The sequence below is a fragment of the Roseateles sp. genome (assembly GCF_036404855.1).
Lineage (GTDB): Bacteria > Pseudomonadota > Gammaproteobacteria > Burkholderiales > Burkholderiaceae_C > Pelomonas.
In genome coordinates, this window is sequence record NZ_DASWYS010000054.1 from 1 (window position 1) to 20903 (window position 20903).

Sequence of the window (20903 nt, forward strand, 5' to 3'; positions counted from 1 at the left end):
CGGGGCTGCCGCGGCGCGCCGCGCCGCCGCCGCCGGCCGCGATGCCCGCGGTCTATGGTGCGCCGCCCCCCATGTCGGCCTCGGCACCGGTCCGGAACGAGGAACAGCAGCGCTGAGGCGCGTCAGGCGCCCAGCGTCGGCAGGTTGACGCCGAAGTCGGGTCGCGCTGCGACGCGGGCTTCGGCCACTTCATGCAGATCGGTCAGCAGCGCGGCCGCCGCTCGGATCATGGGCCAGGCCAGGGCCGCGCCGGTGCCGTCGGCACTGTCCATGCCCAGTTCCAGCAGGGCTGACGCATGGAAGAGCGCCAGGGCCTCGTCCAGTCCGCGATGCACATGACTGCGGCAAAACACGGCGTAGTCGGTGACCGGGGCGCAAATCAGCGAGGCGAGCTTGAGGGCCGCGCAGGCGGCGATGCCGTCGACGATGATGAGGCTGCGTTTGCTGGCCGCCACCAGCATGGCGCCAACCATGACGGCGATCTCATGGCCGCCGAAGGCGGCGAGCACGTCCATCGGTTCCTTGGCGTCGCGGTGGCGAGCCAGGGCGCCGTGCAGGACGTCGAGCAGATGGACGAGGTCATCCTGGCGCATGGTGGGGCCGGAGACGACGAAATCGCGCACCGGCTGGTCGGACAGCCGGGCCAGTACCAGGGCAGCGCACTCCGGCGAGCCCTGACCCATCGCCGCGCAGGCCAGCACGTTGCCGGGCAGGTTGTCGGCGATTTCCATGCCGACGCGCACGCCGGCGTGAGCCTGGTCCAGGCTCATCGCGTGGGCGGTGCGCGCGTTGCGGGTGCCATGGGAGACCTTGCGGGCCAACAGCCGGGCATGTGGCGGCAAGTTCTCGGCGACGCCGCAGTCGACAACAGTCAGGTGCAGGCCTTGCAGCCGCGAGAACACGGAGACGGGCAACTGGGCGTGCAGGGCCATCTGCACCAGATCCCGGGTCGGGCGGCCCCACTGGGCGCCGACGCCGTCGACGACGATGCCGTGGTCCGCTGCGAACAAACCGATCACCGGATCGCGGAAACGCGGGGTCAGGCTGTTTTGCACGAGACCGAGGCGCACGGCCAGGGGTTCCAGTTCGCCGAGCCCGCCAGCAATCGCGGAGCGGCGGTCGACGCGGTCGCGCAGGGCCTTTTCCAGCTCCGGGTTGGCGGTGGGGGAGATCAGCGACTGTTGGGCGACGGTCATGGTGCAGGCGTTGTCAGACCCCGCATTTCAACTCAACCCAAGAACAAGCGGTAGACCGGATTGGTGGTTTCATCCTCGAACGGATAGTTCAGGCTGTCGAGGAACTCGCGCAGGGCACCGGCGTCGCCCCGGGGCACCTGGATGCCGACGAGGATGCGGCCGTAGTCCGCGCCCTGGTTGCGATAGTGGAAGAGGCTGATGTTCCAGTCCGGGTGCATGCTGGACAGAAAGCGCATCAGCGCGCCGGGCCGTTCCGGGAAGACGAAACGGTAGAGCCGCTCGTGGCGCGCCAGCTCGCTGCGCCCACCCACCATGTGGCGGATGTGCTGCTTTGCCATCTCGTTGTCGGTCAGGTCCAGCGTATCGAAGCCGGCCTTGGTGAAGGTGCGGGCCAGCCGGGCGGCCTCGTCGGGCTTGGAGATGGCGATGCCTACGAAGATGTGGGCGACCTTGGCATCGGCGATGCGGTAGTTGAACTCGGTGACGCTGCGCGGCCCGAGCAGCTCGCAGAAGCGCTTGAAGCTGCCGCGTGCCTCCGGGATGGTGACCGCGAACAGGGCTTCGCGCTGCTCACCGACCTCGGCGCGCTCGGCGACGAATCGCAGGCGGTCGAAGTTCATGTTGGCGCCGCAGGTGATGGCCATCAGGGTCTCGCCCTTGGCGCCCGTGCGGGCCACGTACTGCTTGACGGCGGCGACGCTCATGGCGCCCGAGGGCTCAAGGATGGAGCGCGTGTCCTCGAAGACGTCCTTGATGGCCGCGCAGACGGCGTCGGTGTCAACGACGATGAAGTCATCCACCAGCTCGCGGGCAATGCGGAAGGTTTCCTCACCGACCAGCTTCACGGCCGTGCCGTCGGCGAACAGTCCGACGTCGTTGAGCGTCACACGCTTGCCAGCCCTGACCGAGCGCAGCATCGCGTCGGAGTCGGTCGTCTGTACGCCAATGACCTTGATCTCCGGCCGCAGGGCCTTCACGTAGGCGGCAATGCCGGAGATCAGGCCCCCGCCGCCGATCGCGACGAAGATGGCGTCGATGGGGCCGGGGTGCTGGCGCAACATCTCCATCGCGATGGTGCCCTGGCCGGCGATGACGTCAGGGTCGTCGAAGGGATGGACGAAGGTGAGGTGCTGGTCGAGTTCCAGTTCCTTGGCGTGCCCGTAAGCATCCGTGAAGCTCTCGCCGAAGAGCACCACCTCACCGCCCAGCGCCCTGACGGCGTCGACCTTGACCTGGGGTGTGGTCACCGGCATCACGATGACGGCGCGGCAGCCGAGCTTTTTCGCCGACAGTGCCACCCCCTGGGCGTGGTTGCCCGCCGAGGCGCAGATGACGCCGGCGGCGCGCTGCTCGGCCGAGAGGTGGGCCATCTTGTTGTAGGCACCGCGCAGCTTGAAGCTAAAGACGTCCTGCTCGTCCTCTCGCTTGAGCCAGACCTTGTTGGCCAGGCGTTTGGACAGCTTGGGCGCTGCGCTGAGCGTGGTCTCCCGGGCGACTTCGTAGACCCGGGCGTTCAGAATGCGTTGCAGGTAGCTGCTGCCGGGCGGCAGCATCGCAGGCACCCGGGGCGTCGCCTCCGAGGCGGACGGGCGGCGGCGGCGCGAGGGGGCGCTCATCGGATCTCCATGCAGTCTTGTTGCAGCGCCGCATGATAGGGGAGACCCCTTATGGCATGCCGTAGCCTGCCTTCGGCGAAAAAAAACCCGAGCTCTTTCAAGCTCGGGTTGAATCCACCATGGAGGCGGTGGAGGAGACAATCGGTGCGAAAACGTTTTCGCTTGGGTGGCAGTTTAGCGCCGAGTTATGCTGCGCTGCAATATTTTTCGTGAACGAATTGGAGCTTTGACTCTAGATGACCATGGAATGCACCGTCAGTTGGCTGGGCCCAGAGGGCCCGAGTGGCATGAGCTTCGTGGCCGAGACGGGCAGCGGCCATGTGTTGTCCATGGATGGTGCGCCCGATGGGGGCGGCCGCAATCTGGCGCCGAGGCCCATGGAGACGGTCTTGGCCGGTACCGGCGGCTGCACGGCCTATGACGTCGTGCTCATCCTCAAACGCGGGCGCCATGACGTGCGCGGCTGCAAGGTCGTCCTGAAGGCCGAGCGTGCGACCAGCGATCCCAAGGTGTTCACGGCCATCCACTTCCATTTCGTGGTGACCGGCACCGCGCTCAAGCCGGAAATTGTCGAGCGGGCGGTCGCGCTGTCCCACGAAAAATACTGCTCGGCCACGGCCATGCTGGCCAAGACCTCGGCCATCAGCACCTCGTTCGAGATCGCCGAAGCCTGATCAGATGCGGTGCGCCACGGTCGTCATGACCTTGGCCGCCGTGCGCATCAGCTCGGGAATGGGCGCTGGCAGTGGCCGCGCCCCGGCGGCGGCGGCGGCATCCGCGTGCTCGGCTTCCTCGCGCCGCATCTGGTCGACGATGGCGCGGGACGCGGCATCCGCCTCGGGCAGGCGTTGCAGGTGGGAGGCCAGATGGGCCTCGACCTGGCGTTCCGTCTCCACCACAAAGCCCAGGCTCCATTTGTCACCGGCCAGGCCGGCCAGGCTGCCCCACGCGAAGGCGCCCATCCACCAGGCGGGGGCGAGATGGCTGGTGTGGCTGCCCAGTTCGGTGAGGCGGTCGGCCGTCCAGGCGAGGTGGTCCAGTTCTTCTTGAGCGGCCTGTTCGAAGTGCTTGCGCAGCGACTCGCTGCGGCTGAACAAGGCCTGGGACTCGTACAGCGCCTGGGCGCAGATTTCGCCGACATGGTTGACACGCATCAGCGCAGCTGCTTGCTGTTTTTCCTCCACGCTCAACTCGGCTTGGGGGACGGACGCAGACGGGGAGGGCCGGGTGGCCCGTGTCGGGGTGAAAACCGTGCGGAGCCCGGCATCGAGGGCGCTGATCAGCCGGTCGCTTAAATTGAACTTGCGGCGGTAGGAATTGCTTGTTTCGGGTTGCATTCAGTTAAGCAATGTTTCGATGAACGGGACATGAATTGAGTGTGACGTTGCGACCCAGCAACGGGAACGCACAATTTCATATCCGTGAATTCCCGGACGACCCCGAGCTCTGGTGGAATACGTGGACTTCCTCACTGGAGGTGAGCCGCCGAGCCTCGTGCGAGCGGCGACTTGGATGAATAACTTGGAGTATCGAATGAAGAAAGCTTTGATTGCCCTGGCCGTCCTCGGTCTGACCGGCGGCGCCGCCGTCGCGCAATCTTCGGTCACCCTCTTCGGCGTCCTCGACGCTGACATGAAGTACGTCAAGACCGGCAGCCTCAAGCAAAAGAAGCTTGATTCCAGCGGCCTGAACACCAGCCGTATCGGCGTGCGTGGCACGGAAGACCTCGGGGGCGGCCTGAAGGCTGGCTTCTGGCTGGAGTCCGAAGTCGGCGTCGACAACGGTGTTGCTGCCAACGGCGGCGCTTTCTGGGGCCGTCGTGCCACCGTCAGCCTGACCGGCGATTTCGGTGAAGTGCGCCTGGGCCGCAACAAGACCGCTTCGCGTCTGCACCTGGAAGACTTCGATCCCTTCACCTTCACGGGCCTGGGCAGCGTTGGCGCTGTCTACAGCAACCTGGGCAGCGGCAACGGCACGTCCTTCGGCCGCGCTGACAACCTGGCGTCCTACTCCCTGCCGGGCGGCCTTGGCGGCTTCTATGGCGGCGTTGACATCTCGGCCGGCGAAGGCACGGGTACCAACAAGGGTCAGTCGGTCCGTCTGGGCTACAAGAACGGCCCGCTGCATGTGTCGGGCACGTATGCCAGCACCTCCAACGCTGCTGACAACAACAAGTTCAAGCTGACGTCCGTCGGCGGCGCTTACGACTTCGGCGTGGCTCGCCCCTCGCTGTCGTACACGCAGACCAAGTACATGGGCCGCGAACAGAAGATCTGGACGGCTTCCGTCACGGCTCCTCTGGGCCAGGGTCAACTCATGGCCGCGTACACGGATGCCAAGGCCAACGGCACCGCCGAGACTGCCGTTACCGGCTACACCCCGATCGGTGATGCCAAGCTGCTCGCGATCGGCTACGCCTACAACCTGTCGAAGCGCACCGCGCTGTACACGACCTTCTCGCAGATCGACAACAAGGGCGCTGCCAAGTTCCTCGTCGCTGGCGCCCCCGCCGCGACTGCAGGTGGCCAGAAGTCCAGCGGTTTCGACGTCGGTATCAAGCACAGCTTCTGATCAAGCGCGGCCCTCGGGCCGCTGCCGACTCAGCCAAGCCGCCCTCGGGCGGCTTTTTCATTTCCGGGTGGCAGCGTGAGGCAGGCCTTCGGAAGCGGGGGTAGGGGAAGTTTCTACACGGCGCGCCCTTGCCGATCCGGTGGTTTGTCCCGCGGGGGACAGGGGATTTCGCTGTGGGCAATCAACAACAGACCTCGCGTTATGGCAGAGCGCATCGCTGAGAATCAAACGGTTGACCATTCTTCGCAGGAGACAACCTTGATGAAAAAAGCCACCTTGGCCGTTGCCGTACTGGCCGCCAGCACCTCTGCCGCCTGGGCACAGTCCAGCGTGACTCTGTACGGCATCCTCGACGCCGCAGTGCGCTACACGACCAACAACAACGGTGCCCAGAAGCAACTGGTCCCCGGTGGCATGTCCGAGAGCCGTCTGGGTATCAATGTCACCGAGGACATGGGCGGTGGTCTCAAGGCCCTGGCGAACATGGAGCACCGTCTGAATTCGGACAACGGTAGCGCAGCAGCCACCGATTTCTGGCGTCAGGCCTGGGTGGGCGTGCAGTCCAACGAGTTCGGCCAGGTCCGTCTGGGTCGCCAGTACAACGTGCTGTTCGACCTCTATACGTCGACCTACGCATCCTTCCGCTACTCGCCCTACATCGAGCAGTTCAAGCCGGAGATCGGCCTGTCGGCCGGCGCGCGTCAGAGCAACATGGTCAAGTACCTTGCTCAGGCCGGCAACATCTACGGTGAAATCCAGGTGTCGGCGGGTGAGGGCACGTCGCCGGCTGACAAGTCCATCGGCGGCCTGCTGCGCTACAACGACGGCACCTTCGGCTTCGGCGGCGCCTACCTGCAGGTGACGGACCTGCTCGGCAAGAAGGTCAAGGCAACGACCATCGGCGGCTCCTACACCAGCGGTCCGCTGTATGTGAACCTGTCGTGGGGCCAGAACAAGTTCGACGCGGGTGGCCAGCTCGGCGGCGCCTTCACGGGTGCCCTGATCAAGGGCTACAACGGCCTGCCCGTGCTGAATGCCGCAGCCAATGACGTCAAGAAGCGCGACATGATCATGGCCGGCTTCACCTACCAGCTGACCCCGCAGCTGAACCTGGGCGGCCAGTACTGGCATGCTCAGCAGACGCATTACACGCCTGCGCTGGCCAATACCAAGAGCAAGGGCGACTACTTCGCCTTCGTGGCCGACTACGCATTCTCCAAGCGTACCGATGCCTACCTGGAAGCCGACTACACCAAGCACAAGGGTGCGGTCGCCTTCTCCAACGGCGCCACCAAGCGCGGCGGCACCATGGTGGGTGTGCGTCACCGCTTCTGATGTGCCGCGCGGAGCTTGACGCTCCGCGGGTGATGAATGAGACGGGCCGCGAAAGCGGCCCGTTTCTTTTGGTGTCCGGCTAGGGCTTTCACGGGAGGCCCGTGGGCCGAGGCTTCGCCATGATCCCGCCTTCGCCCGGCGCGACAGTGCGCCCGCTTCAGAGTTTTCATGCTGGTTTTCATTTTTCGCCGCTTGGTCCAGGCCTTGATCGTCATGCTGTCGGTGGCCTTCATCGCCTTCATGCTGTTCCAGTATGTCGGCGACCCGGTCAACAACCTGCTGGGCCAGGATGCGACCGAGGAACAGCGCATCGCGCTGCGCAAGGACCTGGGACTGGACCAACCCTTCGCGGTGCAGTTCGCGCGCTTCGTCGCGAATGCGGTCCAGGGCGAGTTCGGCATCAGCCTGAGACAGGGGCGCAAGGTGTCCGCCCTGATTGCCGAGCGCTTCCCGGCGACGCTGGAGCTGGCCCTGGTGGCGGGGCTGATCGCCCTGGGCCTGGGCATACCGCTGGGGGTCTACGCGGCGCTGAGGCGCGGTAAGGCGAGTGCCCAACTGCTGATGACGGGCACGCTGTTCGGTGTCAGCCTGCCCAACTTCGTCGTCGGCATCGTGCTGATCTGGGTCTTCGCCGTCGAGCTCAAATGGCTGCCTAGCTTCGGTCGCGGCGAGGTTGTCGCCTTCGGTTCCTGGACCTCGGGCCTGCTGACGCGTGACGGTCTGCTGCACCTCATCCTGCCGGCCTTCACGCTGTCGGCCTTCCAGCTGACGCTGATCATGCGTCTCGTGCGCGCCGAGATGCTGGAGGTGCTGCGCACCGATTACATCCGCTTCGCGCGTGCACGCGGCCTGACGGACCGGAGTGTCTATTTCGGCCATGCACTGAAGAACACGCTGGTGCCCGTCATCACCATCACCGGGTTGCAACTGGGGTCGCTGATCGCCTTTGCCATCATCACCGAGCAGGTCTTTCAATGGCCCGGCATGGGCCTGCTCTTCATCCAGGCCGTGCAGTTCGCCGACATCCCTGTGATGGCGGCCTACCTCTGCCTGATCTCGTTGATCTTCGTCGTCATCAACCTCGGCGTCGATCTGCTCTATTTCGCCGTCGACCCGCGCCTGCGCGTCGAAGGCAAGGCCCATTGATCATGGCCGTTGACGCCCCTTCCCACCCCACCGCGCCGGCCTCTGCGCTGCGGCGCTTCTTTGACGGCGACGTCTGGCATTCCTTCCGCAGCTCGCCGGTCGCGATGCTGGCCGCCCTCATCGCGCTGGTCTGTTTCGTGTGCGCGCTGTTCGCGGAAGTCGTCGCGCCGCACAACCCCTTCGACCTGGCGACGCTGGAGCTGATGGATTCGCTCAAGCCGCCGTCCTGGGTCGACGGCGGCGAGCCCAAGTACTGGCTGGGCACGGACGGGCAGGGGCGCGACATCCTGTCAGCGCTGATGTACGGCGCGCGCATCTCGCTGCTGGTCGGCATTGCCTCAGTGTTGCTGTCCATCCTGATCGGCGTCAGCCTGGGCCTGCTGGCCGGCTTCGTCGGCGGCCGCACGGACGCCTTCATCATGCGCATCTGCGACGTGATGCTGTCCTTCCCGTCCATCCTCGTCGCGCTGATGATCAGCGGGGTCGGCCGAAGCCTGTTCCCGCACGCGCCCGACATGCTGGCCTTCGTCGTCCTCGTGCTGGCCATCGCGCTGACGGGCTGGGTGCAGTACGCGCGCACCGTGCGCGGCTCCACGCTGGTGGAGCGCAACAAGGAATATGTGCAGGCGGCCCGCGTCATCGGTGTCAGCGGATTTCGCATCATGCGCCGCCATGTGCTGCCTAACGTATTGGGCCCCGTGCTGGTGCTGGCCACCATCCAGATCGCGTCAGCCATCATCACGGAGGCGACGCTGTCCTTCCTGGGTGTCGGCGTGCCCGCCACCAGCCCGTCGTTGGGCACGCTGATCCGCAATGGCAACGACTACCTGTTCTCGGGCGAATGGTGGATCACCGCCTGGCCCAGCCTGACGCTGATCCTCATCACGCTCAGCGTGAACCTGCTGGGCGACTGGCTGCGCGATGCGCTCAACCCCCGACTGCGATGACCGCCCCGTTGCTTGAAGTCAGCCACCTGCGGGTGGAGTTTCCGACCCGCCACGGCACGCTGCTGGCGCTGGACGACATTTCCTTCGCCATCGCACCGGGCGAGATCCTCGGCGTCGTCGGCGAATCCGGTGCTGGCAAGTCGCTGACCGGTGCTGCCATCATCGGACTGCTGGACCCGCCCGGTCGCATTGCCTCCGGCGAGATCCGGCTGGCCGGGCGCCGTATCGACAATCTGCCCTACGAGGCGTTGCGCCGCATCCGTGGCCGCGAGATCGGCGCCGTCTTTCAGGATCCGCTGACATCGCTGAACCCGCTCTACACGGTGGGCCGCCAGCTCGTCGAGACGATCACGACCCATCTCGACCTGACGGCCTCGCAGGCCCGAGCCCGTGCCATCGAGCTGCTGGCCTCCACCGGGATCCCGGCGCCGCAGGCGCGCGTGGACCACTTCCCGCACCAGTTCTCCGGCGGCATGCGTCAACGTGTCGTCATCGCGCTGGCGCTCGCGGCCAACCCGAAGCTCATCGTGGCCGACGAGCCGACGACCGCGCTGGACGTGTCCATCCAGGCGCAGATCATTGCGCTGCTGAAGAAGGTCTGCCGTGAACAGGGGGCGGCCGTCATGCTGGTCACGCACGACATGGGCGTCATCGCCGAGACCTGCGACCGTGTGGCGGTCATGTATGCCGGCCGCATTGCCGAGATCGGCCCGGTCGCCGACGTCATCCACCGGCCGGCCCATCCCTATACGGTGGGCTTGATGGGTTCCATCCCCGCCATGGACGAAGACCGCGAGCGCCTGCTGCAGATCGACGGCGCGATGCCGCGCCTGAACGCCATCCCGCCCGGCTGTGCCTTCAACCCGCGCTGCCCGCGGGTCGTCGAACGCTGCCGTGCCGAGCGACCCGAGCTTGCTCAGGTTGGCGCGACGAGCGCAGCCTGCTGGCGGCCCGTTGACGTGGAGATCCGGTGATGAGCGCCCCCCTCGTCGAGGTCCGCGACCTCGCCAAAATCTTCGACGTGTCGCCGCCCTGGCTGAACCGCATCGTCGAGCGCAAGCCCAAAGCCTTCGTGCACGCCGTCGACGGCGTCTCCTTCGGCATAGAGCGTGGGAGGACGCTGGCCCTTGTCGGCGAGAGCGGCTGTGGCAAGAGCACGGTCGCGCGTCTGCTCGTGGGCCTATATGGCGCGACGCGTGGCGTGGTGCATTTCGACGGCAAGGACATCGCCGAGACGCTGGCCGGTGCGAACGCGCTCAAGCTGCGTCGGCGCATGCAGATGATCTTCCAGGATCCCTATGCGTCGTTGAACCCTCGCTGGAAGGTGCTGGACATCGTGGCCGAGCCGCTGCGCGAGCATGGCCTCGTGAAGGGTGACGACGACGCGAAGAAGCGCGTGGGCGAGCTGCTCAGCTCGGTCGGGCTGACCCCGGCCGACGCCGAGAAGTTCCCGCACCAGTTCTCCGGCGGCCAGCGCCAGCGCATCTCCATCGCCCGAGCACTGGCGACCCAGCCCGAGTTCCTCGTCTGCGACGAGCCCACCTCGGCGCTGGACGTGTCAGTGCAAGCCCAGGTCCTCAACATCATGAAGGACCTGCAGCGCGAGCGCGGCCTGACCTACCTCTTCATCTCGCACAACCTAGCCGTCGTGCGCCATGTGGCCGACCAGGTCGGTGTCATGTACCTCGGCCGCCTCGTCGAGGTGGCCGACAAGGCCGAGCTGTTCGCGCGGCCGCGTCACCCCTACACGCGCATGCTGCTGGATGCGATCCCCGACATCCACATGACGGGCCGCGCCCGCACGCCGGTGCAGGGCGAGGTGCCCAACCCGCTGCAGCCCCCCAGTGGCTGCAGCTTCCACCCGCGCTGCCCGCTGGCCAATGCGCGCTGCAAGGCCGAGCGACCGGCGCTGCTGGAGATCCAGGGTGTGCGCGTGGCTTGCCACGCCGTGGAAGAGGGCAGGGCGGGCTGATCAGCGCGACGGCGCCGAGGCGGGTGCTGAAGCCGCACTCGCCGGCTTGGGCAGGCTCAGGGGGCCCTTCTGCCCACAACCCGCGAGCGCGGTAAGGGTGATCAGCAGGGTGGCGATGCACCCACCTACACTGGCGGCAGTCTTCTTCATCCGTCCAGTTTATGTCCCTGTCCGACGTCGAATACCACGCCAAGGCCCACGCGCTGCTCGCACGCATCGAGGCACAGGTAGATGCCTGGCTGGACGAGGACGTGGTCGACATCGACAGCCACCGAACCGGCGGTCTGCTGGAGCTCAGCATGCCGGGCGGGTCCAAGATCGTCATCAACACCCAGCCGCCGCTGCAGGAGATCTGGCTCGCGGCGCGTTCGGGGGGCTACCACTTCAAGTGGGACGGGGCCCGATGGCTGGACCGTGAAGGCCAGGAGTTCTGCGACCGCCTGTCGCGCAGCGCGAGCGAGCAGTCCGGCCGGGCGCTGACGTTCAGCGCCTGAGTCGCTAGCGTTTGAAGAGGTCCAGGATGGACTTCTTCTCGTCCTCGCTGCTGGTGGCCGGCACGTTGGGCTCATTCGACAGCTCGCGCACGCTGTTGCCTGCGGTGTATTCCTCGTAGAACCACTCGCCGTTGACGTTCACGACACCCTCCGGCGGGGTGATCTCGTCGACGGGCTTGCCCTTGAGCGCAAAGCCCATGTATTCGATCCAGACAGGCAGGCTCAGGCCGCCGCCGGTCTCGCGGTCGCCGAGCTTGCGCGGCTGGTCGTAGCCGATCCAGACGACGGCGACGAGATCCTTCTGGTAGCCGGCGAACCAGGCGTCCATGGAGTCGTTGGTTGTGCCCGTCTTGCCGTAGATGTCGGGGCGCTTCAGGGTCGCTTGCGCGCGCGCTGCGGTGCCGCTGCGCGTGACCTCCTGCAGCAGGCTGCTCATCAGGAAGGCATTGCGCGGCTCGATGGCGCGGGCGTCGTCGGTGAGCGTGACGGGCAGCGCCTCATAGAGCAGCCGGCCCTTGTTGTCGGTGATCCTGGAGATCAGCTGCGGGCTGACGCGATAGCCGCCGTTGGCGAACACGGCAAAGCCCTGCGCCATTTGCATGGGCGTCACGGAGCCCGCGCCCAGCGCCATCGTCAAATAGGCCGGGTGCTTCTCGGCCTCGAAGCCGAAGCGCGTGAGCCAGTCCTGTGCGTAGCGCACGCCAATGGAGTGCAGCACGCGGATGGAGACCATGTTCTTGGACTTGGCCAGCGCGGTGCGCAACGGCATGGGGCCTTCGAACTTGCCGTCGTAGTTCTTGGGCTCCCAGGGCTGGCTGCCCGTGGTGCCGGCGTCGAAGAACAGCGGCGCATCGTTGACGACGGTGGCTGGCGTGAAGCCCTTCTCCAGCGCGGCCGAGTAGATGAAAGGCTTGAAGCTGGAGCCCGGCTGCCGCCACGCCTGAGTCACATGGTTGAACTTGTTCTTGGCATAGTCGAAGCCGCCCACCATGGCATGCACCTGGCCGGTCTTGGGGTCGAGTGACACGAATGCGCCCTCGACCTCGGGCAGCTGCGTGATGGTCCACTCGCCGCCATCCTTCTGCTTGGGCCCCTTGACGACGCGGATGACAGCGCCGCGGCGGATGCGGGTCTTGGGATTGCCCTTGTCGGAAAGGCCTGAAGTGGCCGGCCTGAGTCCATCGCTGGTGACGGTGATGGCTTCCCCGCTTTGCAGCACGGCCGAGACCTTCTTCGGATCGGCTTCCAGCACGACCGCGGCGAGCAGTTCGTCGTTGGCGGGATGATCGCTCAGGGCTTCAGCGATGCGCGAGTCCAGTTCCTTGGTGTCCCGGGGCAGATCGGCGTAGGCCTCGGGGCCGCGGTAGACCTGGCGCTTCTCGTAGTCCAGGATGCCGCGGCGCAGTGCGCGGTAGGCACTGTTCTGCTCGGCGCTGTTGAGCGTGAGATAGACGTTCAGGCCGCGCGAATAGGCCTCGTCGCCGTACTGGCTGAAGATCAGCTGGCGCGCTGCTTCGGCGACGAACTCGGCATGCGAGGCCGACTCCACCACCGGCCGGATGCGCAGCTTCTCCACCTTGGCTGCGTCGCGCTGCTCCTCGGTGATGTAACCCGTCTCGTACATGCGCTCGATGATGTACTGCTGGCGCTGCGTGGCGCGCTTGGGGTTGTTGATGGGGTTGTAGGCCGACGGCGCCTTGGGCAGACCTGCCAGCATGGCCGCCTCGGCGACGCTGATCTTGTCCAGCGTCTTGCCGAAGTAGATCTCGCTGGCCGCGGCGAAGCCGTGTGCGCGGTGGCCCAGGAAGATCTGGTTCATGTAGATCTCGAGGATCTTCTCCTTGGACAGCGCCGACTCGATCTTCAGCGCCAACAGGATCTCGTAGATCTTGCGGGTGAAGGTCTTCTCCGTGGACAGGTAGAAGTTGCGCGCAACCTGCATCGTGATCGTCGATGCGCCCTGGCTGCGCGACTCGCCGACGTTGGCCAGGCCGGCGCGGATGATGCCCAGGTAGTCCACCCCGCCATGCTGATAGAAGCGCGCGTCCTCGATGGCCAGTACGGCCTCCTGCATCACCTTGGGGATCTGCTGGATGGGCAGGTAGTTGCGACGTTCCTCGCCGAACTCGCCCAGCAACTGGCCATCGCTGGACAGGACCCGCATGGGCAGCTTGGGACGGTAGTCGGTCAGTCCGCTGATGTCGGGCAGGTTGGGGTAGGCCAGCGACAGGGCAAGCGCCACCAGCAGCAGGACGGCCGCGACGCCGCCGCTGACGAGGCCCAGGCCCCACAGCGCCCAGCGGCCGAGGCGTGGGCTCAGGCGCGAGGAGCGATCGGAAGGAGGCGTTTTGCCGGCGGGCGAAGGACTGGATGCAGCGGATCGGGGCTTGTCATTCATGAGCCGGCAGTGCGCGTCCAGGGACGCGTGGGGACGAGGCGATGGATTATAGGAAACACCGCCCGACAGCATCCGTATACGAAGCGAGGTGCCAAATGGTGTGTCAAACGACCGCATCCCATGTGTTTTTCAGGAGCTTGCAAGTTCGTTGATTCGTGTATGTTTAGCAACGTGGCGTTACCAGCTCGGGCCGTTTTTTCGTTCGCCGTCAACGGCTTTGCTGCTAGCATTCAAGTAACTTATTAATAGTCCGATACGTAACTCGCGTGTCGGGAAACAAAGGGCATGGGAATACTTGACGCACTTTTGGGTCGCAAGCACCCTGCGCTGATTGGCCTGGATATCAGTTCTTCCAGCGTCAAGCTGGTGGAGCTGAGTCAGACCAAGAGCGGCGAATTCGTGCTCGAGCGTTTCGCCAGCGAGCCCTTTGAAAAGGGCTGGATTGCCGACGGCCAGATCGAGAAGTTCGATGAGGTCGCCGATGCCGTGCGCCGCGTGGTCGCGCGCAGCGGCAGCAGGACCCGCGACGCCGCCCTGGCGATGCCCCAGTCGGCTGTCATTACCAAGAAGATCATGCTGCCGGCCGGCCTGCGCGAGGAAGAGCTCGAGTTGCAGGTCGAAGCCGAAGCCAACCAGTACATCCCGTTCTCGCTGGATGAGGTCAGCCTGGACTTCTGCGTCATCGGTCCCAGCCCGACCTCGGTCGGGGACGTCGAAGTGCTGATCGCCGCGTCTCGCAAGGATCGCGTGCAGGACCGCCAGGGGCTGGCCGAGGCCGCGGGCCTGCGCCCCGTGGTGCTGGATATCGAGTCCCATGCCTCGCGCATGGCCATGGGTCGGCTGATCGCCGCGCTGCCCAGCGAGGGCAAGGACGCGTTGGTGGCCCTTTTTGAGATCGGCGCCGATACGACCAGTCTCAAGGTGTTGCGCGACGATGAACTGCTCTACGACCGGGACCAGTCCTTTGGCGGCTCGCAGCTGACGCAGCTCATTTCGCGTCAGTACGGGTTCTCCTTCGAGGAGGCCGAGCAGAAGAAGCTCACCAACGAACTCCCCGAGGACTACGAGACCAGCGTCCTGAACCCCTTCGTCGACAGCCTGTCGCAGGAAATCGGCCGTGCGCTGCAGTACTTCTTCACGAGCACGCCGCACCATAAGGTGCACTACGTGATGCTGGCCGGTGGCACCGCAACGTTGCCGGGCCTGAAGGAGCGTGTCACCGACCTGACCGGCTTTGCCTGCATGGTGGTCAACCCCTTCGAAGACATGGCGATGGGACCTGCGGTGCGCGAGTCCAAGCTGCGCCGCGAGGCGCCGTCCTATCTGACCGCCTGCGGCCTCGCGATGCGGAGGTTCTTCCAGTGATCCTGATCAACCTGCTGCCCTACCGCGAAGAGCGGCGCAAACGGCGCAAGGCGGCCTTCTTCGCCGGGCTGGGCGCGGCCGCCCTGGTGGGGGCCGCCGTCGTCGTCGCCATTTACCTGCTGTTGCAGTTCCTCACGACGGAGCAGCAGGCGCGCAACCAGTACATCCAGAACGAGATCTCCCGGCTGGAAGCGCAGATCAAGGACATCGCCGAGCTGAAGACCGAAATCGAGTCGCTCAAGTCGCGCCAGCGCGCCGTCGAGGATTTGCAGACCGATCGCAACACGCCCGTGCACTTGCTGAACGATCTGGCTCGTTTGGCGCCCGAAGGCGTCTACCTGACGGCCATTCGCCAGGACAGCAAGGTCGTCACGGTCAGCGGCATCGCGCAGACGAATGAGCGAGTGTCGGAGTTTCTGCGCAACGTCTCGCGCAGCTCGGAATGGCTGGACAAGCCCGACCTCGTCGAAGTCAAGCTGGCCAACGTGTCCGCCAATACGCGGGACGCTCGTCGGCTGCTCGACTTCTCCATGAAGGTGTCGATCAAGGCGTCGCCAAGTGACGCCGCCCAGGGTGCTTCCGCGCCAAAGAAGAGCTGACCGACCATGGCCACCTCCCCATCCAAGATCGACCTGAACGCCTGGTTCACCGAGTTCTCGGGCCAGTTCCAGGGGCTCAACCCCAAGGAGCCAGGCCAGTGGCCGCTGGCGCCCAAGCTGGCGGCTGCCTTCGCCGTGATGCTGATCGTCATCGGCGTGAGCTATGCGTTCCTGTTGTCGGACGTCGAGGCCAGCCTCGATGCTGAACGCGGCCGCGAGCCTCAACTGCGCCAGGACTACCAGACCAAGCTGGCGCAGGCTGTCAACCTGCCCGAGCTGCGCAAGCAGAAGAGCCAGGTCGAGGAATATGTGACCCAGCTCGAGAAGCAACTGCCCGGCAAGGCCGAGATCGACTCGCTTCTGTCGGACATCAGCAGTGCCGGCGTCGGACGGGGGCTGCAGTTCGAGCTGTTCCGCCCGGGACAGGTGCTGATCAAGGACTACTACGCAGAGCTGCCGATCGCCGTGAAGGTGTCGGGCCGCTATCACGACATTGGCGCCTTCGCGGCCGACGTGTCCAACCTCTCGCGCATCGTCACGTTGCACAACCTCATCGTCGTTGCGCCCGCGGGTGCGCGCGATGCGAACGGCCCCCTCACCATGGAAGCGACCGCGAGGACCTATCGCTACCTCGATTCCGCTGAGGTGGCTGAGCAGCGCAAGGCTGCCGCCAAGGCCGGAGGCAAAAAGAAATGAAGCGCCTGCTGATCCCGCTCTCGGGCGTGTTGCTGCTCGCCGGCTGCGGTAGCGACATTGACGAGCTGCGCCAGTGGATGGAGCAGCAGCGCAAGGAGGTCAAGGCCACCGTGCCTCCCTTGCTGCCGCCGAAGAAGTTCCTCCCCCAGCCCTATGAATCCGGCGCGGGCGTGGACCCATTCAGTCCCCAAAAGCTCAGCGTCGCCATCAAGCAGGAAGCGGCCCAGCCCAATTCGCTGCTGACGGCCGAGATCAGCCGTCGCAAGGAGCCGCTGGAGGCCTATCCGCTGGACATCATGTCCATGGTCGGCAGCCTGACGCGCGACAACAGGCGCTATGCACTGTTGCGTGTGGACAACCTGTTGTATCAAGTCAAGGCCGGGGACTATCTCGGCCAGAACTTCGGCCGCATCACCAAGATCAGCGAGACCGAGATCACGTTGCGAGAAGTCGTCCAGGACGCTGCGGGCGAGTGGATCGAGCGCACCAGTACCCTCCAGCTACAGGAGAAGGGACGATGAACAGGACAACGCAGGAGAGCAAGTCGATGGGCCGTGGCTGGTTGCTGGGATTCGCACTCGCGCTGCTGGCTTCGCCTGCAGCATGGGCGCAGACGCAGATACGCGCGATCAACTCCAGCCAGCAGGCCGGGGTCGAGGTCGTTCGCATTGAACTGAGCGACGCGCTATCGGCCTTGCCGACGGGCTTCACCATCCAGGCGCCACCGCGCATCGCCATCGACCTGCCTGGTGTCGTCAATGGCATCGGGCGCAACCTGGTCGACATCAACCAGGGCAATCTGCGCTCGGCGAGCATCGCGCAGGCGGGCGACCGCTCGCGTGTCGTGTTGAACCTGCGCAACGCGTCCGGCTACCACGCCAAGCTGGAAGGCAATGCCCTGGTCGTCGTCCTGGAAGCGGCGCCGGTGCAGGCGCAGCCCGCCGGCGAACCGGTGCATTTCGCGCAGAGCCTCAACGCGGCGCCGCAGGCGCTGCGAGACATCGACTTCCGCCGCGGTGCCGACGGCGCCGGCCGCGTGATCGTCAATCTGCCCAGCAATCAGGTCGGCGTCGACATCCAGCAGCAGGGCCAGAACCTCGTCGTCGAGTTCCTGCGCTCCAGCCTGCCCGAGAACCTGCGCCGCCGGATCGATGTGGTCGACTTCGGCACGCCGGTGCAGATGGTCACCACGACGCAGTCGGGTGACCGCGTGCGGATGGTCGTCGAACCCAAGGGCAACTGGGAGCACAGCGCCTACCAGAGCGACAACCAGTTCGTGCTGGAGGTCAGGCCCCAGAAGGTCGACCCGAACAAGTTGACCCAAGGCCCGGGCTATGCCGGCGACAAGCTGTCCCTGAACTTCCAGAACATCGAAGTCCGTGCGCTGCTGCAGGTCATTGCCGACTTCACGAACTTCAACGTCGTCACCAGTGACACCGTGACCGGCAACGTGACGTTGCGCCTGAAGGACGTGCCCTGGGACCAGGCGCTGGACATCATCATGCAGGCCAAGGGACTGGGCCTGAAGAAATCCGGCAACGTGCTCTGGATTGCGCCGAAGGATGAGCTGGCAGCCAAGGAAAAGCTCGATCTCGAATCCAAGGCCGCCATTGCCCAGCTCGAGCCGCTGCGCAACCAGTCCTTCCAGCTGAACTACGTCAAGTCCGAGGACATCGCCAAGGGGCTGACGGGCCAGTCCATCGGAGGCTCCGGCAGCAGTGGCGGCGGCGGGAGTGGTCAGGGGTCGGGGACCCGCATCCTGTCGACCCGCGGCAGTGTCATCTTCGAGCCGCGCACCAACCAGCTCTTCGTGTCGGACATCCCGAGCAAGCTCGAGGAAATCCAGGCCATGATCGCCAAGATCGACATCCCGGTGCGCCAGGTGCTGATCGAGGCGCGCATCGTCGAGGCCAACGATCGCTTTGGCCGGGCCCTGGGCGTCAAGCTGGGCGCCAACGACCTGCGCGGACAGCAGGGGGGCATCCCCGGCTACAGCGTGGGCGGCGGCAACTACGTGACCTTCGGCAACAACTACAACGGCGTCACCTACCAGACCAGCCAACCCGGGTCGACGGTGCCGCTGAATAGTACGAATCCCGGCGCCTACAACAACTCGAACTTCGTCAACCTCGGCGCCAACGTGTCCTCGGACAGCTTTGCAGGCGCGGTGGCCCAGACCTTTGCGGTGTCGTTGTTCAGCGCCACGGCCAATCGATTCCTGAATCTGGAACTGTCGGCCCTCGAATCCGATGGCAAGGGCAAGATCGTTTCGAGCCCGCGCATCATCACGGCCGACCAGGTCAAGGCCATCATCGAGCAGGGCGAAGAGTTGCCCTATCAGGTGGCCACGGCCAGCGGCGCGACGTCCATCGCCTTCCGCAAGGCCAACCTCAAGCTCGAGGTCACGCCCCAGATCACCCCCGAGGGCAGCGTCATTCTGAACGTGGACGTCAACAAGGACAGCCGCGGCACGCTGACGCCTCAGGGCTACGCGATCAACACGAAGCATGCACAAACGCAGGTGCTCGTCGAGAACGGCGGCACTGTCGTCATCGGCGGCATCTACACCCAGGACGAGGGCGAGACGGTGAACAAGGTGCCGCTGCTGGGCGACGTGCCAGTGCTGGGCAACCTGTTCAAGAACAAGACCCGCACGACCTCCAAGACCGAACTCCTGATCTTCCTGACGCCCAAGGTCGTCAACGAGCGGGTGACGGTGCGCTGAACATTCCTTTATTGACGATGTGCCGTCCCAGTATTCACGGCACATGGGAGCGAACTGAGATGACGAAGTTTGATGTCTGGAGTTGGCGCGCTGTGCGGGCACTCCTCGGTGGTGCGCTCGTTGCGGCGCTTGCGGCCTGTGGCGGCGGTGGCGGCAATGCGGGCTCGCCTGTCATTGGCCCGGGCAGCGGCGCCTCCAGCCCGTCCGGGACTGCCACAGATCTTGTTGTCGTGCTGAGCAAGACCACGATGACAAATTCCGGCACTGATTCGATCACGGCCACGGTCACGTCCGTTGACGCGAACCGCGCTGTCGTCGGCGGCGTGCCAGTCACCTTCACCGCGAACGCCGGCGCCGTCGTGACGCCAGCCGGCACTGCCACCGACAGCAAGACCGGCATGCTGACCGCCACCCTGACCCAGGGGAGCGATTCGACGGTGCGTCCGGTGACGCTGACGGTGAAGTCCGGGGCAATCTCGCAGTCCGTGACGTTCAACATCGTCCAGAACTCGTCGCCGAGCAATCCTCAGGCGGCTCGCCTGACGCTGAGCCTGAGCGCATTCAGCATCGACAACTCGGGCAGCAAGGAAGTGGTCGCCGCGGTCACGGCCATCGACGGGAATCAGAATGCGCTGTCCGGCATTCCGATCCAGTTGTCGGTGACCGACGGGCCTCCTCTCGCGGCCGCCACGCCCAGTTCGTTTGTCATCGCGTCTTCGAACCAGACGGGTGCCAACGGCCAGGTGACGGGCACCGTCAACATCGGGGCGGACCATTCCAACCGCACGGTGACGGTGACGGCGACGAGTGGTGCGCTGACCAGCACGGCGGCCTTCCAGGTCACCGGCAGCCAGTTCACGCAGGCCAGTCCCGTGCCTTCCGTGGTGACAGCCGGTGCGGCGGGCAACAAGGTGCTGTACACCTTGTCGGACGTGAACGGCAATCCGATGCGCGGCATTCCCGTCAGCGTGACGGGCACCAACGGTCTTGCCGGCCAGTCGGGGTTGACCGATGTGAACGGCGGCTATCTCTTCACCTACACGGCACCCAATACGCCGGGGGGCAACCTGCAGATCAACGCCAAGGCTGGTGGGGTGGAATCCACGGTGAACGTGACCATCGCAGGTGGCTCGACGACGGTGCCCAATGCCACGGCCCCGGTGTCCAAGACCCTGAACCTGTCGGCGAACGTGGTGTCGGTCAATACCGCCACCTCAAGCAATCAGGTCTCTGTCTACGCCATCTTCCGTGACGGCGCCAATGCGCCCATCAACAACGTCCGCGTGCTGTTTGATGCGATCGGTGACAACGGCACCGGCAGTACGGGCGCCGGCGCCAATTCGGTGCTGTCCGATGCTTCGGGCACGGCCTCGACCACCTACAAGCCCGGCGCCGTCAGCAGCCCGACGAATGGTGTCACGGTGCGGGCCTGCTGGAAGACCAGTGATTTCACGAGCGGCGAGACCGTGGCGAACTGCCCGGCGGCCAACCTGCTGACCACCACGCTGACCATTGTGTCCAATCCGGTCTCTATCTCCATCGGTACGGACAACACGATCACGAACGGCGCCTCCGGCCTGACCTACGTGAAGAAGTTCGCCGTGCTCGTCGTCGACTCGGCGGGCAACCCGAAGGCCGACGTGCAGATCACGCCTTCCGTCGACCTGGGCGGCTACGGCAAGGGCGGTTATGGCTGGAATGACGTGACCAAGGTTTGGGAGCGCGGCGCAACGTCCGGTTCGGCGCCGCCCAGCGGTTTCTTGGCTGCCACCTGCGTCAACGAAGACTTGAACCGCAATGGCGTCATTGACACCGGCGAGGACACCAACGGCAACAAACAGCT

Annotated in this window: 19 protein-coding genes; 14 read left to right on the forward strand and 5 right to left on the reverse strand. The window is 65.4% G+C overall.

What is annotated here, in order from left to right:
* Window positions 1-122 precede the first annotated feature (122 nt).
* Together VGF12_RS03845 and ilvA are read right to left on the reverse strand one after the other, a co-directional pair.
* Complete coding sequence (locus VGF12_RS03845; protein WP_331174723.1) at window positions 123-1196, reverse strand: nicotinate-nucleotide--dimethylbenzimidazole phosphoribosyltransferase; 1074 nt, start codon at window positions 1194-1196, stop codon at window positions 123-125.
* A 32-nt stretch (window positions 1197-1228) separates the two neighbouring features.
* On the reverse strand, window positions 1229-2749 hold the full coding sequence (gene ilvA / locus VGF12_RS03850; protein ID WP_331174740.1) for a threonine ammonia-lyase, biosynthetic: 1521 nt from the start codon (window positions 2747-2749) through the stop codon (window positions 1229-1231).
* Window positions 2750-3054: 305 nt separating this feature from the next.
* Here ilvA and VGF12_RS03855 point away from each other — a divergent pair, with 305 nt between their 5' ends.
* On the forward strand, window positions 3055-3486 hold the full coding sequence (locus tag VGF12_RS03855) for an OsmC family protein (RefSeq protein WP_331174724.1): 432 nt from the start codon (window positions 3055-3057) through the stop codon (window positions 3484-3486).
* Here VGF12_RS03855 and coq7 read toward each other — a convergent pair whose 3' ends face one another.
* The gene (coq7, locus tag VGF12_RS03860; RefSeq protein WP_331174725.1) at window positions 3487-4149 is read right to left on the reverse strand and encodes a 2-polyprenyl-3-methyl-6-methoxy-1,4-benzoquinone monooxygenase; all 663 of its coding nucleotides are present in this window, start codon (window positions 4147-4149) and stop codon (window positions 3487-3489) included.
* A gap of 196 nt (window positions 4150-4345) precedes the next feature.
* Between coq7 and VGF12_RS03865 the strand changes: the two genes are divergently transcribed.
* From VGF12_RS03865 to VGF12_RS03890, 6 genes are all read left to right on the forward strand, one after another.
* A complete protein-coding gene (locus tag VGF12_RS03865) occupies window positions 4346-5383 on the forward strand; it encodes a porin (RefSeq protein WP_331174726.1) in 1038 nt (345 codons plus the stop codon).
* 261 nt (window positions 5384-5644) lie between these two features.
* Entirely contained in the window at window positions 5645-6718 is a 1074-nt protein-coding gene (locus tag VGF12_RS03870; RefSeq protein WP_331174727.1) for a porin, read from the forward strand.
* A 168-nt stretch (window positions 6719-6886) separates the two neighbouring features.
* A complete protein-coding gene (locus VGF12_RS03875) occupies window positions 6887-7864 on the forward strand; it encodes an ABC transporter permease (RefSeq protein ID WP_331174728.1) in 978 nt (325 codons plus the stop codon).
* A gap of 2 nt (window positions 7865-7866) precedes the next feature.
* Window positions 7867-8811: an ABC transporter permease gene (locus VGF12_RS03880; RefSeq protein WP_331174729.1), complete on the forward strand. Its 945-nt coding sequence runs from the start codon at window positions 7867-7869 to the stop codon at window positions 8809-8811.
* Window positions 8808-9785 carry an ABC transporter ATP-binding protein gene (locus VGF12_RS03885; RefSeq protein ID WP_331174730.1) on the forward strand — a complete coding sequence of 326 codons (978 nt, stop codon included), beginning with the start codon at window positions 8808-8810 and terminating at the stop codon, window positions 9783-9785. The genes VGF12_RS03880 and VGF12_RS03885 overlap by 4 nt, the downstream gene beginning before the upstream one ends.
* Window positions 9785-10783 (forward strand): oligopeptide/dipeptide ABC transporter ATP-binding protein, encoded by a 999-nt coding sequence (locus tag VGF12_RS03890; protein WP_331174731.1) that lies wholly within the window; start codon window positions 9785-9787, stop codon window positions 10781-10783. Before VGF12_RS03885 ends, VGF12_RS03890 begins: the two co-directional genes overlap by 1 nt.
* Here the strand turns inward: VGF12_RS03890 and lptM are convergent, their stop codons facing one another.
* Window positions 10784-10933 carry an LPS translocon maturation chaperone LptM gene (gene lptM, locus VGF12_RS26195; RefSeq protein WP_349257463.1) on the reverse strand — a complete coding sequence of 50 codons (150 nt, stop codon included), beginning with the start codon at window positions 10931-10933 and terminating at the stop codon, window positions 10784-10786.
* Between the two features lie 11 nt (window positions 10934-10944).
* Here lptM and cyaY point away from each other — a divergent pair, with 11 nt between their 5' ends.
* The gene (gene cyaY, locus VGF12_RS03895; RefSeq protein ID WP_331174732.1) at window positions 10945-11277 is read left to right on the forward strand and encodes an iron donor protein CyaY; all 333 of its coding nucleotides are present in this window, start codon (window positions 10945-10947) and stop codon (window positions 11275-11277) included.
* Window positions 11278-11281: 4 nt separating this feature from the next.
* On the opposite strand, the gene VGF12_RS03900 is transcribed toward cyaY, so the two are convergent.
* On the reverse strand, window positions 11282-13675 hold the full coding sequence (locus VGF12_RS03900) for a penicillin-binding protein 1A (RefSeq protein ID WP_331174733.1): 2394 nt from the start codon (window positions 13673-13675) through the stop codon (window positions 11282-11284).
* A gap of 285 nt (window positions 13676-13960) precedes the next feature.
* On the opposite strand from VGF12_RS03900, the gene VGF12_RS03905 reads away from it, so the two are divergent.
* The 6 genes from VGF12_RS03905 to VGF12_RS03930 form a co-directional block, all read left to right on the forward strand.
* Window positions 13961-15040, forward strand: coding sequence for a pilus assembly protein PilM (locus VGF12_RS03905; RefSeq protein WP_331174734.1), 1080 nt, complete (start codon window positions 13961-13963; stop codon window positions 15038-15040).
* Complete coding sequence (locus VGF12_RS03910) at window positions 15037-15639, forward strand: PilN domain-containing protein (protein ID WP_331174735.1); 603 nt, start codon at window positions 15037-15039, stop codon at window positions 15637-15639. The genes VGF12_RS03905 and VGF12_RS03910 overlap by 4 nt, the downstream gene beginning before the upstream one ends.
* Before the next feature lie 6 nt (window positions 15640-15645).
* Window positions 15646-16335: a type 4a pilus biogenesis protein PilO gene (locus VGF12_RS03915; protein WP_331174736.1), complete on the forward strand. Its 690-nt coding sequence runs from the start codon at window positions 15646-15648 to the stop codon at window positions 16333-16335.
* Window positions 16332-16856 carry a pilus assembly protein PilP gene (locus VGF12_RS03920; RefSeq protein WP_331174737.1) on the forward strand — a complete coding sequence of 175 codons (525 nt, stop codon included), beginning with the start codon at window positions 16332-16334 and terminating at the stop codon, window positions 16854-16856. Before VGF12_RS03915 ends, VGF12_RS03920 begins: the two co-directional genes overlap by 4 nt.
* Window positions 16853-19060, forward strand: a complete 2208-nt coding sequence (gene pilQ, locus VGF12_RS03925; RefSeq protein ID WP_331174738.1) for a type IV pilus secretin PilQ — start codon at window positions 16853-16855, stop codon at window positions 19058-19060. The genes VGF12_RS03920 and pilQ overlap by 4 nt, the downstream gene beginning before the upstream one ends.
* A gap of 59 nt (window positions 19061-19119) precedes the next feature.
* Window positions 19120-20903, forward strand: a 1784-nt coding sequence (locus tag VGF12_RS03930) for a hypothetical protein (RefSeq protein ID WP_331174739.1), incomplete at its 3' end; no start/stop codon positions are given.